Origin of the sequence: Thalassobacillus cyri, from assembly GCF_900107755.1 — a bacterium.
Taxonomy (GTDB): Bacteria; Bacillota; Bacilli; order Bacillales; family Halobacillaceae; genus Thalassobacillus; species Thalassobacillus cyri.
This window is the reverse complement of record NZ_FNQR01000001.1, coordinates 201467-218355: the sequence shown is the minus strand read 5'-3', so window position 1 is coordinate 218355 and position 16889 is coordinate 201467. Positions and strand designations below refer to the sequence as shown.

Genomic DNA, 16889 nt, shown 5'->3' with positions numbered 1-16889 from the left:
ACTAGATTGTCGTATTTTTCTCTTCCCCATGCCTGAATCAAAAGTGCCTGACCCCCACTGTAGTAAAGCATTAACTCACTGGGGTCAGGCTCTTTAAAAATGGACCAGATTATCAAACCTCAGTGCATGTGACCTGGCATCTCTCCGCCCATGTTTACATTCATCAGGAAGAGAATCAGACCGACAACGATTAACAAAACTGCCCAGATCAAATCAAAATTAACGATATATTTTCGTATTTTCATCATTCCAATATGGTACACAATAAAGGCAACCACCGTCATCGAAGTAAGCATTGCAAGCTCATGAAATAAATAGAGCGGCAAAATATCAGCAATATGATCCGCTCCTAAGATGAACGGAGAGAGCAGCAGACCGGAACCATGGGTAGAAGCAGCGAGAAACGACCAAAGTAGCAGCTGTCCGTACCCTACCTTCAATCCCCCAGTCCATTTCACATGACGAAAATAGCGAAACAAACGATAGACGCCATAGCCAAGCACGATGGAAGCGATGCTCAAATGGACGATATGCAAAGGAAATTGAAATCGAGCAATCGTCTGAAGGAGGACGACCGCTCCATCCCCTAACATTTGCCCCATGCCAATCGGGATAATCGCATAAATGAGCACCCGCCAGTCGTCTTTTTGAACGGCCAGGAAAACGGCGAAGAGCCATCCCATCGCAGGATTCAGTCCGTGAAAGGCACCAAGAAGAGCAGCAATGGCAATCTGACTGCCCTCAGAAACCAGCATTTCCATATTATTTTCCTCCGATCAAGATCATGGATAGCAGAACGTATCCGTGGAGCAGTCTCCCCCATCTAGACGGATTTGATGGGCCCTGCCCTTTTCTAATTGAATCAGGAAGTCTGGATCGATTTCCATTCCTCCTTCGGCAAGGATATCTACTTTTACCACTGCTCCTTTAATGCCTTCCGGATAAAATTGATCGTCCCAGGAACTATAGAGGGAATTACTGAAATAAAGCCGTTTTCCGTCCCGGCTTAATTCCACCATCTGCGGACCACCGGTTATCTTTTTTCCATTCGGATGTGCTTTCTGGTTTACGATTCCTCCAATCTCCACTTTGCCAGTCAATTTCGCGTTAAAGGGGTCACTGACGTCATATTGCCTTAGTTCCCCGGTCCCCCAACACGGGACATAAAGATAACGATCATCAAGGGAGAGTACAATGTCGGTCACTAAAGGAGGTACGGCGCCAACGTCCTTGAGTGCTGGCGGAAGCTGGTCCGGTTCTGCCGGCTGGGCAGGTATTTCAATAATTTTCTTCACGTCCCATTTCCCATTTTCCTGGTACCACGTCCAAATCGAGCTGGCCAGATTGGTGACATCGGTGACAACACTTACAAATCCATACGTTTTCTTAGGATTGTGCGCCGGGCGAAGCTCTAATACCATCTGATGCTGATCGCCAAAGTCAATTTCAGTCAGATGCTTTCTGGAACGGCTGTCAAAGAAATGCATTTTATGTCCGTACTTTCGCTGCAAGAGGGCATCCAGTTGTAATCCATTTTCAAAAAGATCCGGTGTTGCCCATTCACTGGTTACCGTCACATCATGCGCAATATGCCACCAAAAGTCATAGGAAAAATGCTGTGGCCCGCGGTCCATTTCCCATGCACCTAACACATTAAAGTTAAAATGGTCTAAAACAAGGATACCGCCAGGGCCACCGTCCCCATCCCCAGAACCGAGGGCACTGATAAAGATTCCATCCGGCCCGCAATGAACGGTATGCAATCGGCTGTAACCCGTTCGTTCCTTGATTTCTTCCGGTTCAATGGTTCGGACAATACGGGGACGCTTAGGATCTGGCTGCGTATCGACAATATAGATACGGGAAGAACGGATACCAGGCAGAATTAAATAACGTCTTTCAAGCGTGGGATGAAAAGCGGTGGGGCAAAGCGCAGAACTGCAGGCATTCCAGCCAAAATGATGAAGTTCGTCTTCCTCCTCCCCGGGTAAAAGCAATTGATGAATCAGTTGTCCGTAAGTCTCTGAGTCAGGGTCAAGATCGATTACCCCAAGGGCATCCGGCTGCAGGAGCGCAACGTAGCCAAGCTTCTCCCTAGGGGCTTCCATTGCTGATTTAGCAGAAGGGTAAAACGTGGGATCAGTACCAACCCACTTAGCCATAATTCGTTCACCTCTCTAATTTAGTCATACTTTGTAGTACAGAACTCAACCACCAATTAATGCGAGTGGTTTAGTCGGTTTTGAGTTTCTATAATGTATGTGAACGCAAAGCATATGGTACTTCTTTTTTAGCACATTTTTATCCTATGGAGCTGACCTCTATATCAAAAATTGCCTGACCCCACTACAGTGTGTTAACTGAGCGGTGCCAGGCACCTAAAATATGACAGAGGGTTGTAAAGTGGGAAAATCCCATAAGTCTTATGGGAGCACCACTTTCTTACCTGCATAGTTACTTATTTAATTGCTTGCTTCAAATCCCACTTCTTCAGGCTTACCAGCGTCAGGCTTTTATCTGTAAAAAAAGAAACCCCTTTAGCTTGTTCAGTCGGGTAGATACGTGTAGTCATTACTCGCTCTCCACCATTAAGAAAAATTTCCACCGATGATTTATCAATAAAAATTTGTACGTCCAATAGATCTGTTATTTCAAGACTCGCTTTTCTTACTCCACCAGGGCCTTCCCCCGAGTTATTCCTGTCTAATATCACAAGACCGGTATCTTTATTGAACTGCAAGACGGTTTCTTGTCCTGCAGCTTTATCCACCCGGAGTTTAATGCCAAATTCGGAAGCTTGGCTTGTGTCCAATGTCATTTCTAGCTCGATGCAATCCCCAGCTACTTCTGGAAGCGATGTTTCTCCTTCCACTTTCACCTGTTGATGGGCAACCATGTTTTCGCGAAGATTCTTAAGTTCCGGCAGAGGTGTTATGTACAGTTTGTCCGCTTTTCTTGTTACGACACGTGGGATCGTCATCGCTCCCGCATACCCAGCGTTCTGGGTCGGCATCTCGCTCTCCCACATATCCATCCAGGCAATCAAAATTCTCCGGCCCTTCTCATCCATCGTCGTCTGGGGTGCATAGAAGTCAAACCCATGATCAAGCATATGGAACGCCCCGTAATCGAGCTTTCCCGTAGCATAATCCAAATTACCAATAACATAACCGGATTGATGAAGATTATGGTAGGCATCCCCTTCCGGTTCCACTCCTTGTGGAGACATGACTAGCACATCCTTACCATCCAGGTCAAACAAGTCCGGGCATTCCCACATAAAACCGAAATTCCCTTCTCCTTTTGCCATCACAGCAACGAATTCCCATTCAAGCAGGTCAGGGGAACGGTATAATAGCACTTGGCCGGTATTCGCTTTCGTTTTTGATCCCAGGACCATGTAATAATCATCTTCATGCTGCCAAACCTTCGGGTCCCGGAAATGGAGCGGATGGATGTCACCTTCCGGGGCGGACGCAATGACTGGATTGTCCCCTGGCTTCTCATAATAGATGCCATCCTCACTCACCGCCGTGGCCTGCACCTGAATTAAGTTATCATCCTCATCCCTCTCCGTCCAAACATTCCCTGTGTAGAGGAGCACATGCTTGCCATCTTTTTCAATGGCACTGCCGGAAAAACATCCGTCCCTGTCATACTCCTCGTCCGGTGCTAATGCAACCGGCAAGTGCTCCCAGTGGACGAGATCCTTACTTTTTACATGTCCCCAATACATCGGGCCCCATGTCGGATCGTACGGATGGTGCTGGTAAAACAAGTGGTATTCTCCATTGAAATATGAAAAGCCATTTGGGTCATTCATCCATCCGGCCTGTGGCATGACGTGATACTGCAGGTACCACGGATGGCTGCTCACTTTACCCTTCTGTTTGGCAATAAATTCATCAGCCTGTCTTCGTATATCGTTTTGATGTTTTGCTGGCACAGTTCCACTCCCTTTTTATCAGCATTCACATATCTTGGCGTGTTCCAAGTCTTTATGTTAGTTATTCCATTTATATACTCGGGCCTCATATGGCTCCATATTGATTATCCGGTTATCCTCCTCTTTTGTAGATTCCCCATTACTTAACACTAACTCTTTGGTGGTATGCACTAAAGGGTTCGGCAGCTCTACCAAAGTCTGTTCCGCATAGAGATTAGTCAGAATTAAGAAAGTTTCGTCCTTCAAAGTTCTTGTGTAAGCAAACGCGCTGTCATGGTCTGGGAGTACTAAGTCAAACTTACCGTACAAAAGGGTTGGGTTTTCTTTACGCAAAGCAATCAGTTTTTTATAAAAGTGATAAATGGAATCAGAATCAGCCATAGCCTTTCGCACATTAACCGATGGATAATTTAAATTGACTTTCAGCCATGGAGTCCCGGTTGTGAAACCTGCATTTTCTTCGTCATTCCATTGCATCGGCGTACGTGAATTATCGCGGCCATTCTTCCAAATGATTGGCATGATTTCTTCATGGGTGCGGCCTTTTTCCCTTTCTTCCCAATATAAATTCTTGATTGCTATATCGTCGTAATCTTCAATAGAAGGAAACTGGACATTAGTCATTCCAATTTCCTGACCCTGGTAGATGAACGGTGTCCCTTGCATGAGAAAGTAAAACGTTGCAAGACATTTAGCACTTTTTTCTCGGTGTACGGTATCGTCTGCCCATATGGAAACAGACCGGGGAAGGTCATGGTTTTCCAGGAAAAGGGCATTCCACCCTATGCCATCTAAAGCATTTTGCCATTTGGTATAGATTTTCTTCAGCTTATGAATATCAATGGGCTCTGAGTTGCCCTGGCCCCATAAGTCGGTAGCTTCAAATTGAAAAATCATATTAAATTTACCCTTTTCTTCATCCACCCAGAGAGGGGCTTCTTCACTGCTGACACCATTGGCTTCACCGACAGTCATAATGTCATGATGGTCAAGGGTATGCTCGCTCATTTCTTCCAAAAACTCATGAATACCTTCTTTATTAAGATGACCATCTAATGAAGAAGGGAACTTTTCATTATTCGGATTAGGTACATCCGGAAAGCCGGCAACCTTTTTAATATGGGAAATGGCATCAACACGAAAACCATCGATTCCTTTATCCAGCCACCAGTTAATCATGTGATATAATTCCTGGCGAACTTTTTCATTTTCCCAATTCAAGTCAGGCTGTTTTCGTGAAAATACATGCAAATAGTACTCTCCTGTACCTTCATCATATTCCCATGCGGAACCTCCAAAAATGGACCCCCAGTTATTCGGCTCTTTCCCTTCTTTTCCAGGATGCCAAATATAATAATCACGATAAGGGTTTTCTTTGGAAGCTCGTGATTCAATAAACCAGGGGTGTTCATCAGACGTGTGATTGATGACAAGATCCATGATCAGCTTCATCCCACGGTTATGAACTTCTTCCAGCAATTCGTCAAAGTCTTGCATGGTTCCAAACTCTGCCATAATATCCTGATAGTCACTGATATCATAACCATTATCATCATTCGGTGATTCATAGACAGGCGAAAGCCAAATAACATCTATTCCCAGCTCTTTTAAATAGTCTAATTTTGAAATCACCCCTTGCAGATCCCCGATCCCATCATTATTTGAATCTTTGAAACTACGGGGATAAATCTGATAAACTACCGCTTCTTTCCACCACGTTCTCTTCATTTATATCTCTCCTGACTCCCCTAATGTTATTTGACAGCCCCTTCGGACACCCCATTGATGATTTGTTTCTGTGCGAAAAAGTATCCGACGATGACCGGAATGATCGCAATCGTCAAGCCAGCCAGTGCTAAATGCCACTGCTTCGTATACTGACCGAAGAAATAGAACATCTTCAATGGTATCGTCGCATTCGCTTCACCTAACACAAGGGACGGCAATAAGTAATCATTCCAAATCCAGATAACATTCAAAATTCCAACAGTCACAGATATAGGTTTCAACAACGGGAAGATGATTTTCCAGAATAACTGGAAGCGACTGGCACCATCAATGATTGCTGCTTCATCCAATGACTTGGATACACCTGTCATCGCACCGTGGTAAAGGAAAATCGACAAGCTGCACCCAAAACCAAGGTACATGAAGATCAATCCGGCAGCATTCAACATATCTGCCTGTCCAAACATCGATACCAGCGGAATCATGACCGATTGGAAGGGAATCAGCATGGCAGCTACGAATACAAAGAATAAAACCCCGCTGATTTTACTTTTGTTCCGGGCCAGAGCATATCCAGCCATCGAAGAAAAAATAATGATGATGCCGACACTGAGTCCAGTGATCAAAACAGAGTTAAACAACGATTTCAGGAAACTCAGGTCGATGAACGCCTTTACAAAGTTCTCGACTTCCCATGTTTCCGGCAGACCAAGTACCCCGCTGAAAATATCCCGCTTTGTTTTGAACGCATTGACAACCATCAAATAAAACGGCGCAATCCATAACAATCCAAGGATGATACCAAGAATTTCGATTGAGAATAAGCTTTTCTTTTCCTGGTTTTTCATTACATCTCAACCTCTCGTTTCTTATTGTAGTAAACCTGTGTCAGAGCCACGACGGCAACAATCAGGAAGAAAATGACCGCTTTCGCCTGTGCATAGGACATTTGGTTGTCTGAAAAAGCTGTCCGGACTATTTCCATCGCAACCATCTGTGTGGAATTATACGGTCCGCCGTTGGTCAGTGATAAGTTCTGATCATAAATCTTAAATGATGTGGAAAGTGTCAGGAACATACTGATCGTGAAAGCTGGTGCCACCAGCGGGAACGTAATTTTTTTAAATCGCTGGAAGCTGCTGGCCCCATCAATTTTTGCCGCTTCGATCAACTCTTTTGGAATGTTCTCCAAATAAGCGATATAAATAATCATGATATAACCAGCCATCTGCCATGATGTCAGGATGACCAAACCCCAAAAACCGGTTTCTGTCGTAGACAACCAGCCCTGCATGCCTTCTGCCCCAAGCATATCCCCGATGTCACCGAACACACTGACAAAAATGAACTGCCAGATGAAACCGAGAATCAGGCCACCGATCAGGTTTGGCATAAAAAATACAGTACGAAGCAAATTGTTCGTCTTAATATTACGAGTAACGATCAAGGCCAAAGCCAGGCCAAAAAAGTTCAAAAGCAATACCGATGCTACGGCAAACTTTATCGTAAACCAGATCGAATTCATGAACTCTTTTTCCTGGAACAAATTGATATAATGCTCGAATCCGATAAACTTAGTCGCACTCAAACCGTTCCAATCCGTAAACGAGTAGAAAAAACCATAGACGAATGGAATCACTACCACGATAGCCAAGGCAAGAATGACAGGAGTAAGGAAAAGCCAGAACGCCATGCTGCGGTTACTCATCAAATTCCTCCTATATTGATTCAGATTTAAAAATTTAGTAGAGCGTTTTTATAAAAAGAGCTAACGAAGCAGTTTATTCAGCTCCGTCAGCTCATTCTCTTACAGACTATTTCCTAAGTGATTCCCACCTATTGCTGGAATCCTCTTCTAACTCTTCCCAAGTCATCTCTCCGCTAATGTACTTTTGTACGTTGGCTCCCAGATAATCTCCCCATGCTGTCGGATAACCCAGGAACACCCACCCTATCGTGTTACCTTCTGAAGCATATTCATAAATCTTTTTGGATAGCGGATCCACAATTTTTGATGAATCATACCCCTCATAAGCTGGAATAAAATTAAACTCATTAAGTACATATTCTTTTCCTATATCAGAGGTGTAAATCCAATCGAGAAAATCTTTTGATGCTTGTATCACTTCTTCATTGTTATTATCATTAACCGCCCAATAATTCGGAACTCCAACAGGAATCTTTCCCTCCTGTCCTTCTACCGGGATAGGAAGAATACCCATGTTTTCAGCTGCAAACTCCTCATCCATTTGTTTGACAGATGGATAGATCCAATTCCCCTGCTGAATCATTGCCACTTGGCCCAGGGAAAAGTATTCTTCCACCTGCTGGGAGTAATCCAAGCTTAAAGTTGGCTGGATGGAATATTCATTTTGAAGATCTACCATCTTCTTAAACTCTTCCCCTTTATCAAAGCCTACAGACTCAGCGTTATAGGCTTCGAGAACTTTATGGTCGAATTCTGGTGCTAAAAACGCATTAGCTAAATGACTGCCAGGAACCCATGCTTCTTTTGCCGGGAAGGCGAATACCGCGTCAATTCCGAGTTCTTCTTTTTTACTATCCAGTTCTTTCACAGCTTTTTTTAAGTCTTCATAAGTCAATATACTGTTGGGGTCGATACCAGCTTTTTCGAATACTTCTTTGTTATAGATCAACCCATATCCTTCCTGGTTATAAGGTACCCCCTGTACTTTCCCATCTTCCGTTACTGGCTCTAAAGTACCCTCTAACGCCAGATCGGCAAGTTCTGTATCGGACATATCCGTTAAGTAATCTCCAAATTGCTCAGCCTCAGTCGGTCCGGCAACACTAAAAATTTCCGGTTCATCTCCGGAAGAGAACTTTGTTTTCAATGAGCCTGCATAGTCACTTCCGCCTCCTACGCTCGTGATCTTAATATCAACATCAGGATTTTCCTTTTCATACTCTTCAGCCAATTCATTGAACTGATCATTAAACTCAACTTTACCTTGGAAAACCTCAATTGAAATCTTATCTTCAGAAGCAGATTCTCCTGAAGAAAAAGAACAACCAGCAAGTAAAATACCAGAAACTACCAGACTAGACACCATCGCTTTCATTTTCATAATCGCCATCCCTTTCCGTTTTTAAATGAAAAGTACATAAAGACCATTTGCCATTCATCAAACTTCCTTAATTCCTATGAAAGTGTTTACAAGTGAAATTATACCCGAGTAAAAATATATGTCAATCGTTTTCATATATAATATTTATATTTTTCTAAAAATAAAACCCTTTAATACCAATGCATCTCTTTAATCCAAAGGTATAAGGATGCTACATAATATGTTATACTTATGAAAACGATTGACATACAATTAATTGATAAATACTGATATAATTATAGGAATGAGGCGTTCTACCTCATGGAATCGGAGTGAAGCAAAATGGTAAGCATTAAAGATGTGGCAAAACTTTCAGGAGTGTCTGTCACTACCGTTTCGAGAGTGATGAACAATAGAGGATATATCGGGAAAGCAACGCGACAGAAAGTAGAAGACGCAATGCTTCAGTTAAATTACCAGCCTAATCAAATCGCACGTGCTTTACTTAAAAATCAGTCCAGCCTGCTTGGTGTGATCATACCTGATGTATCTCATCCCCTGTTTGCTGAACTGGTCAACTGGATTGAATCTTATGCAAGTGAAAAAAATTATAAATTGCTGGTCTGCAATTCATTGAATGACAAAGAAAAAGAATTGCATTATATCAGTATGCTTAGACAAAACCGTGTGGATGGTATTGTAATGGCCAGCCATACACTGGATGTAGCATCTTATCAGGATACCGGAATGCCGATTGTCTCCTTTGATCGCGTACTTTCCTCCAACATTCCTTATGTAGCCAGCGACAATTATAAAGGCGGAGAACTGGCCACCATGCACCTGATTGACAGAGGTTGCAAAAAGCTCCTTCATATCTCCGGCCCATTGGAATACGAATTACTGGCAAACCGTAGAAGTGACGCGTTTCAGTTAACCTGCATAAGAAATGATGTAGAAGGGGATTACGTGGAAGGAGCTCACATCAAAGCCACCTTTGAAGACAACTGGGAGTTCATTGATAAAAACATCGGGATACAAAAGCTCAGAGCATACGACGGTGTATTTTGCAGTAACGATATCATGGCCTATACGCTTTATGTCTATGCAGATAAACATAGCATAAACGTGCCAGAACAATTGAAAATCATCGGCTATGATTATCACAGCTTTACGAGAATGCTGCGGTCACCTGCTTTAACGACCATCAGTCAGCCGATTGATGCCATAGGCAACAGCCTTTGTTCCACACTAATCGAACTGATTGAAAATCCTGAGGCTGGCAAAAATAAGAATGTGATTCTTGATGTCGAGCTGATTCAGGGTGAGACGACTTAAAATTTAAAAAAGTGCCTGATCCCACGATTGTATAGCGTTAATTTAGTGGGGGGCAGGCACTTGCTATTAACAATGAATGACCACCTGTGGACATAATAAATACAAAAGAGCCACCCTTAGGAGGATGACTCTATAGTTGATGGGTTTCCTTTACATCTATTCTTCTTTCATCCATTCCGGTTTACCAAATCCTTGAAATTCTTCATCGATAATCTCTTCGAATTCATCCGACTGGATCACTTCCTTGATATCTTTCACATAGGACGCATCCATATCTTCTGTATTTACAACAACACGGTTACGGTAATCGTCAGGCATATCTTCAAGAGCCAGGGCATCTAGCAAATCCATCTTTGCTGCAAGCGCATAGTTCCCCGGCACAGCCGCTAAGTCTTCACTGTCTACGAGTCGAGGCAGTTGACCAGCTTCTACTTCTACGAAATCGAGGGATTTTGGATTATCTTCAATATCTGCTAAGGAAGCACGCAGAGGGTCGACATCTTCTTTGATTTTCACAAGACCTTCATCTTCCAGTACAATCAATGCTCTCGCTAGGTTTGTCGGGTCATTAGGAACGCCAATTGTACTTCCTTCTTCCACACTATCGAAGTCTTCATAAGTATTTGAGTAAATTCCCATAGGAGCGGTTGGCACAATAATAACCTCAGACAATTCCAGGCCGTGCTCTTCCGCGAAAGAATCTAAATAAATTTTATGTTGAAAAAGATTGGCATCCAAGTCTCCATTGGCCAGGGCTTTGTTAGGCTGAACATAGTCTGTAAACTCTTTGTTTGTTACTTCATACCCTTTTTCTTCGAGCAGCGGAGCGATGGCTTGCGTCACCATATCACTATACGGACCAGCTGTCGCCCCAAATTTAATCGTATCTTTCCCATCTGATGAACCTGCATTTCCCTCATCTTCTCCACAAGCGGTTAAAAAAGTAGCGGAAAGAAGTAATAATAAAACGAATAATCTTTTCATGTTGTATCCTCCTTAAAATGTATTACCCTTTTTTTACGTATTTTGCTAAGAAGTCACCCACATACTGAATGACTTGAACCATGACAATTAATAAAATGACTGTTGTAAACATGACAAAGTTATCATAACGGTAATAGCCATAACGGATGGCTAAATCACCGATGCCTCCTCCGCCAATCGCTCCTGCCATCGCAGAATAGCCGATTAAACTTATAGCGGTAATTGTCAGCCCACTGATCAAACCCGACTTAATTTCCGGAAAAATAATATCTTTAATAATCAACCAGGGCGAAGCTCCACAGGCGATCGCTGCTTCGATAACCCCACGGTCGATATCCCGGGCAGAGGCTTCGACAATTCGGGCATAAAAAGGAATAGCTGCCACTGATAAGGCGACCGATGCGGCCACTGGCCCCGTCGTTGTACCAACCAGGAAATTAGTAAAAGGAAATAAAAAGACAAGTAAAATGATGAATGGTACGGATCTCACCAGATTCACAATAACGCCTGTCACACCTTTTATCCATTTATTCTCAAGGAATAAATCGCGGTCTGTTACGAAAAGTAAAAGGCCTAACGGTAAGCCGACGATTAAGGCAACGCCTAGACCAATAGCAACCATAATTAGTGTTTCAAGAAACGATTTATTCAGCTCCGGCAGCAGAGTGATGAACTGATCCATCATGCGGCAACACCTCCACTTCTACTTTCTTTCGTACACTCTCTATGGCCTGTTGCACTTCTTTGTCTTCGCCTGTTAATTCTATGACGAACGTCCCTAACGCTTTATTTTGGATATAGTCGACTTTTCCGTGAAGAATATTGCCGCGAACTTCATAGTTTTGCAAAAGGTCAGATACGACGGATTCTCCCGCAAGCTTACCTGTGAACTTCATATGGACGATTGTCCCTTTACTATGTTCCAACAGTTCTTTCGGAAGGTTGAAATCAAGCACTGTTTGGATGAAACGCTTCGTTAATGTATTTTGCGGATACGCGAACATATCATATGTTTTGCCTTCTTCCACAATCCGACCTTCTTCCATCACCGCACAACGGTCGCAGATTTCTTTGACGACTTCCATTTCGTGAGTAATCAAAACGATCGTTAAACCGAGTTCCCGGTTGATTTTCTTCAGCAGCTTAAGAATGGACTGCGTGGTGTTTGGATCGAGAGCAGAAGTTGCCTCGTCACATAAAAGCACCTTCGGATTGTTAGCCAGTGCTCGAGCGATGCTGACCCGCTGTTTTTGCCCCCCGCTTAATTGGGCAGGGTATTGATCGGCTTTATCAGAGAGCCCAACAAGATCGAGAAGCTCTAAGGCACGCCTTTTTCTTTCAACCCTTCCCACCTTTGAGGCTTTCAAGGCAAACGCGACATTTTCCAATACAGTTTTTGATATCGCTAAGTGAAATCCTTGAAAAATCATACCGATCGACTGCCGAGCGGTTCTTAATTCCTTTGGAGAAAGGGATAACAGGTCGATTCCGTCCAATGTCACTTTCCCGCTTGTCGGCCTTTCTAAAATGTTCATGCAGCGAAGCAAAGAGCTTTTCCCTGCCCCGCTATACCCGACGATTCCGAAAATCTCTCCTTTTTCGACCGTCATCGTTACGTTATCGACGCCGATAATCTTGCGGTCTTTCGTTTGATAGACTTTACACAGCTGCTCAATCGAAATCATCTTATGCCCCCCTTTTTAAGATTAATTAATGTACTCATCATCGGCTTTTGAATCACAGAGCCTTAAATAAAAAACTCTTTCCAATTAAGAAAGAGTTTAGTTATGAACTGCCAAACTCTTATCTCGCAGAATCTATGAGTCTGCAGGAATTAGCACCACTCCAACAGGAAGGTTGCTGTGACGTCAACAGGCCTATCCCTCGGTCACTCTTCATAAGAATTAAAATATTTAAAACCTTCACTCTTTAACACTTTACAGTAAAACAATTACGTTGTAAATCCTATATTTCTACACGATTCGTCAATTGCTATAGGGACCAGCCTAAATAGAAATAATAGGATAAACTCAGCGGCCTGCACCCCCAGCATGCTAAAGCATTAGCACAGTAGGGGTGAGGCACCGTCATTCCTGAGTTTGGTATAGGTTTACTCTTAAACCTTTGGGGGCAAGTGTATAGCCAATAGTCCTATTATTCCAAAGGGATTAAACTTGCACGTAATCTTTAAGTTACTTTTGATTCGCTTCCATCTGGAAAAGATAAAGCGATTGTTGCTAGTTGCCTCTTCATAAATACCCCTCCTTTATTTACATGTTTTGACAATTTCCACTTTAATCCTTTTTGCCATTACGCAATTAAGAAAAGGTCCTAGTGGGCTATCAGTCTCACACAACTTAAATAAAAATGCCTGCTCCCCATGTATGGGCGCAGGCATTTACCTGTACAAAAAATACTGAAAATAAATAGCTGGATTACAAGTATTCTTACTAGCCTATAGAGGGGAACGGCAGATACCTGCCTCTATCCCAAGTTTATTATAGTGATTTTTTATCGTTTCAATTAACGGCCGCTCTGTAGCTTCATCAATCAGCCGCTTATAATCTTCATACCTGCTACCTTTATTCTTGCACAGGTCAGACAGCATGCTTTTCATTTCCTGTGGATAGATATTTCCGACCATGCTGGAGAGCCCGTTACATCCATCTTTTATCTGCTGGTCAGCCTGCATGTCTCCTGCCGCATACAGGATAAAATTATCAGGAAGTTCTATATCAGCATGCCGTCTTTTATCTCCACCGTCTTTCAACCCTGCGATATTCGAGTGGCTGCTAAGAAGCTCCCGGAAGGACTCTGTGCTCAAGTCAAAGCCGGTTCTCGGGGGATTATTATAAAGGATCACTTCCTTGGTGGTCAGACTCAGCAATTTTCCTGCATAGTAAACTGCCTGGGTTTGGGTCGGTTTAATATAAGGAGGAAATCCAAGCAGTATTCCGTCAAAAACCGAATTTTCCAGTTTCTTCACAAGTCTTTCTGCGTCTTTCAGCCTCGTGGCAGCCACACCAAAGATGAGCTCCATATCTTTGAAATCCTGTTCATTAAAGTAGTCGATAATTTGCAATCTTTCCTCGATGCTCATGGAGTGCTGCTCACCGGTTGTCCCGGAGATGATTATGGATTCTACCCCATTTTCTTTCAAGTGGTTCATGATCGTTTTAAACCCATCCACGTTTAACTGCTCATCACGGAAGAAAGGTGTTGGGATAGCTACATTAAAAGGTTTCATACGTATTTCCTCCCTTAACCGCACTCCTCTGCCTTAGTAGGTCGTGCCAGTTTATTTTTCTTCACACCACCGTAAAATAAAATCAGCAATTACATTGGTCATAGTCTTTAAACTGTCAAGCTCAATGTATTCATTTGGAGCGTGCATATTGGCGCCAATTGGACCATAGCAGGTAGCCGGAATGTCAAACTCTCCGAATGCCCGCAAATCGGTGGTAGCCGTAAAAGCCAGATTCTCCGCTTGTTTACCGGTCACATTGTTATGAGAGGAACCTATCTCCTTCATGATTTCCTCTTCATTCGAAATCGTATAGCCTGGAGCAGAGAACCCGAAAAATGTAATTTCCGGCGTCGACTCTTTCAGCCACTCATCTTCCTTAGCTGCATCCAACAGCCACTGCTTGACCTCTTTCTGGATAGTTTCTGGATCGGTTCCTGGATAAAAACCTACTCTCGCGTCGAAAGTACATTCTGTCGGTACACTGGAGGCCCAGTCTCCCCCTTCTACTTTACCGACATTGACATTGAGCGGATGCGGATGATGCTCAAAATCAGGGTGTTTCGGCTGGCTATTGATATGCTCGCGATACGCCATCAACGAATCCATCAGTTTTTGCGCCTTCATAATCGCATTTTGCGCACTCTCTGCACGTTCCACATGAGCACCCGCTCCCTTTACTTTCACTTGAAGCCACATGACGCCCACTTGGGAATGAAGCAGACGCAAATTAGTTGGTTCAGGGATCAAAGCTCCATCAGCAGTGTAACCCTGGTCCAGTAGGGCCAGCGCCCCGTTACCGGTACATTCCTCTTCGATGACACTTTGTATTTGCAGGTCTGCGCCAAGTTCTACACCGGCATTACGTAAGGCTTTGACTGCGAACACAATCGCAGCAAAGCCACCTTTCATATCAAGCAGGCCTCTTCCATACATCTTGCCGTCCTTGATAACAGGAGCATATGGGTTCGTATCCCATTGATCTTCAGGCCCGGCACTTACTACATCCATATGACTTTGCAGGATCAGGCTTTTCCCCTTTTTCGGACCCGTGCTTTTCCATTCTCCTACAACTACCGGGCGGTCTTCGTAAGACCAGTCGGGTTCACCGAAGTTTTCATAGTCTCTCAACCTCTCCGGATCGACTGCCACCGACTCCGTCTCCATTCCCATATCCTGCAAATAATGATAAATAAATTCCTGTACTTCTTTTTCATTTCCTAACGTACTCGGAAAACTCCCGAGCGTTTTCAGGAACAGTTTCTCTTCGTCCCACAATTCATCTATTTTCTTTCTCACTAGTTCATTGTTTGTTCCCATCACTAATGACCACCTTATTCCGATATTCTGTTCTATTCTTCAGCTAATGCCAAAACAGTTTGATAGAGCACGTTGGCACCGCTTATGATATCTTCATCCAGCGTCAGTTCCGATGGTACGTGACTCTTGCCGTTGACACTTGGGAGAAAAATCATCGCAGTCGGACCAATATTGTTAATATACTTCGCATCATGGCCGGCTCCACTGACCATTCTTCTTGATGAATAGCCTAGAGTCTCGACGCTCTTTTCAATGGCATCGATAATCCCTTTGCCAAAATCGATTTTTTCCGTTTCCCATAGCTCGGCTGTCTCAACGTCCACTTGCCTTTCGTGGCAAACTTCACTTATAAGGGCTCTCGCTTGTTCTACCGCGCCTTCCCGAAGCTGATCATCGGTGCTGCGGATATCCACGGTGAAATAAACCTCCCCAGGAACGCAATTGACCGTGTCGGGTGATGCGGAAATTTTGCCGACGGTTACCGTAACTTCTGTATTCGCGATTTTCTTTTCCATGTTGTGCATGATTTCCGCTGCAGCCATGAGGGCATCTTTACGTAAATGCATCGGGGTAGGACCCGCGTGGTCTGCTTCCCCCGTTATGGTTACTCCCATCCAGCTAATGCCCTGAATACCTTCCACGATTCCAATTTGCTTATTTTCCTCTTCGAGAACCGGTCCCTGTTCGATATGAAGTTCCAGAAAAGAATGAAAATCTCCAAGTCTGTTTTCTTCTTCACCTTTGTAGCCGATTCTTTGCATCTCTTCCAGAAAGCTGTGTCCTTCACGGTCTTTTCTGCTATACACATACTCCTGGTCGAACACACCGGCTACACCGCCAGACCCCAACATGGGAGGTTCGAACCTGGCTCCTTCTTCGTTCGTGAAATTGACAATTTCCACAGGCCTGTCTGTTTCCATGTTATGATCATTCAGGGTGTTGACCACTTCCAGAGCCAGCAGTACACCAAGTATACCATCGAACCTGCCTCCTTCCGGCTGGGTATCCAGGTGGGAACCAAGGACTACTGGAGGAAGGGCTTTTTTTCCTTCTCTTCTGCCATACATGTTTCCGAAATCATCTACCCGTAAGGTCAGGCCAGCCTCTTGACACCAACCCTTAAATATATCTCTCATTTCTTTATCCTCATCGGAAAGAGCCAAACGTTTTAACCCTTTCCCAGGAATAGCACCGATTTCCGAGCTTTTGGAGAGAGTATGAAATAACCTTTCCTTATTGATGTTGTTCAAAGTTTCCATCTCTT

14 protein-coding genes and 1 riboswitch are annotated in these 16889 nt (G+C 43.7%); of the genes, 1 reads left to right on the top strand and 13 read right to left on the bottom strand.

Features of this window, described 5'->3' with window-relative positions; genetic code table 11:
• Positions 1–119: 119 nt before the first annotated feature.
• From BLV00_RS01040 to BLV00_RS01010, 7 genes are all read right to left on the bottom strand, one after another.
• Complete coding sequence (locus BLV00_RS01040; protein WP_093041311.1) at positions 120–761, bottom strand: hypothetical protein; 642 nt, start codon at positions 759–761, stop codon at positions 120–122.
• Positions 762–782: 21 nt separating this feature from the next.
• Positions 783–2162 carry a selenium-binding protein SBP56-related protein gene (locus BLV00_RS01035; RefSeq protein ID WP_093041308.1) on the bottom strand — a complete coding sequence of 460 codons (1380 nt, stop codon included), beginning with the start codon at positions 2160–2162 and terminating at the stop codon, positions 783–785.
• 296 nt (positions 2163–2458) lie between these two features.
• Entirely contained in the window at positions 2459–3946 is a 1488-nt protein-coding gene (locus tag BLV00_RS01030) for a glycoside hydrolase family 32 protein (RefSeq protein ID WP_093041305.1), read from the bottom strand.
• Positions 3947–4003: 57 nt separating this feature from the next.
• Positions 4004–5674, bottom strand: a complete 1671-nt coding sequence (locus BLV00_RS01025; protein ID WP_093041304.1) for a glycoside hydrolase family 13 protein — start codon at positions 5672–5674, stop codon at positions 4004–4006.
• 26 nt (positions 5675–5700) lie between these two features.
• The gene (locus BLV00_RS01020) at positions 5701–6522 is read right to left on the bottom strand and encodes a carbohydrate ABC transporter permease (RefSeq protein WP_093041301.1); all 822 of its coding nucleotides are present in this window, start codon (positions 6520–6522) and stop codon (positions 5701–5703) included.
• Complete coding sequence (locus tag BLV00_RS01015) at positions 6522–7382, bottom strand: carbohydrate ABC transporter permease (RefSeq protein ID WP_093041300.1); 861 nt, start codon at positions 7380–7382, stop codon at positions 6522–6524. Before BLV00_RS01015 ends, BLV00_RS01020 begins: the two co-directional genes overlap by 1 nt.
• A gap of 106 nt (positions 7383–7488) precedes the next feature.
• Entirely contained in the window at positions 7489–8763 is a 1275-nt protein-coding gene (locus BLV00_RS01010) for an ABC transporter substrate-binding protein (RefSeq protein WP_093041298.1), read from the bottom strand.
• A gap of 321 nt (positions 8764–9084) precedes the next feature.
• On the opposite strand from BLV00_RS01010, the gene BLV00_RS01005 reads away from it, so the two are divergent.
• Positions 9085–10077 carry a LacI family DNA-binding transcriptional regulator gene (locus tag BLV00_RS01005; protein ID WP_093041295.1) on the top strand — a complete coding sequence of 331 codons (993 nt, stop codon included), beginning with the start codon at positions 9085–9087 and terminating at the stop codon, positions 10075–10077.
• Positions 10078–10233: 156 nt separating this feature from the next.
• Here BLV00_RS01005 and BLV00_RS01000 read toward each other — a convergent pair whose 3' ends face one another.
• The 6 genes from BLV00_RS01000 to BLV00_RS00975 all read right to left on the bottom strand — a co-directional run bounded on the left by BLV00_RS01000 (position 10234) and on the right by BLV00_RS00975 (position 16884).
• Entirely contained in the window at positions 10234–11061 is an 828-nt protein-coding gene (locus BLV00_RS01000; RefSeq protein ID WP_093041292.1) for a MetQ/NlpA family ABC transporter substrate-binding protein, read from the bottom strand.
• 22 nt (positions 11062–11083) lie between these two features.
• On the bottom strand, positions 11084–11746 hold the full coding sequence (locus BLV00_RS00995; protein WP_093041289.1) for a methionine ABC transporter permease: 663 nt from the start codon (positions 11744–11746) through the stop codon (positions 11084–11086).
• Positions 11706–12746 carry a methionine ABC transporter ATP-binding protein gene (locus BLV00_RS00990; protein ID WP_093041287.1) on the bottom strand — a complete coding sequence of 347 codons (1041 nt, stop codon included), beginning with the start codon at positions 12744–12746 and terminating at the stop codon, positions 11706–11708. Before BLV00_RS00990 ends, BLV00_RS00995 begins: the two co-directional genes overlap by 41 nt.
• A gap of 115 nt (positions 12747–12861) precedes the next feature.
• Positions 12862–12965, bottom strand: a riboswitch (SAM riboswitch).
• Between the two features lie 551 nt (positions 12966–13516).
• Positions 13517–14308 (bottom strand): dihydrodipicolinate synthase family protein, encoded by a 792-nt coding sequence (locus tag BLV00_RS00985; RefSeq protein ID WP_093041284.1) that lies wholly within the window; start codon positions 14306–14308, stop codon positions 13517–13519.
• Positions 14309–14359: 51 nt separating this feature from the next.
• Positions 14360–15625 carry a M20 family metallopeptidase gene (locus BLV00_RS00980; RefSeq protein ID WP_093041281.1) on the bottom strand — a complete coding sequence of 422 codons (1266 nt, stop codon included), beginning with the start codon at positions 15623–15625 and terminating at the stop codon, positions 14360–14362.
• A 32-nt stretch (positions 15626–15657) separates the two neighbouring features.
• On the bottom strand, positions 15658–16884 hold the full coding sequence (locus BLV00_RS00975) for a Zn-dependent hydrolase (RefSeq protein WP_093041280.1): 1227 nt from the start codon (positions 16882–16884) through the stop codon (positions 15658–15660).
• Positions 16885–16889: the final 5 nt, after the last annotated feature.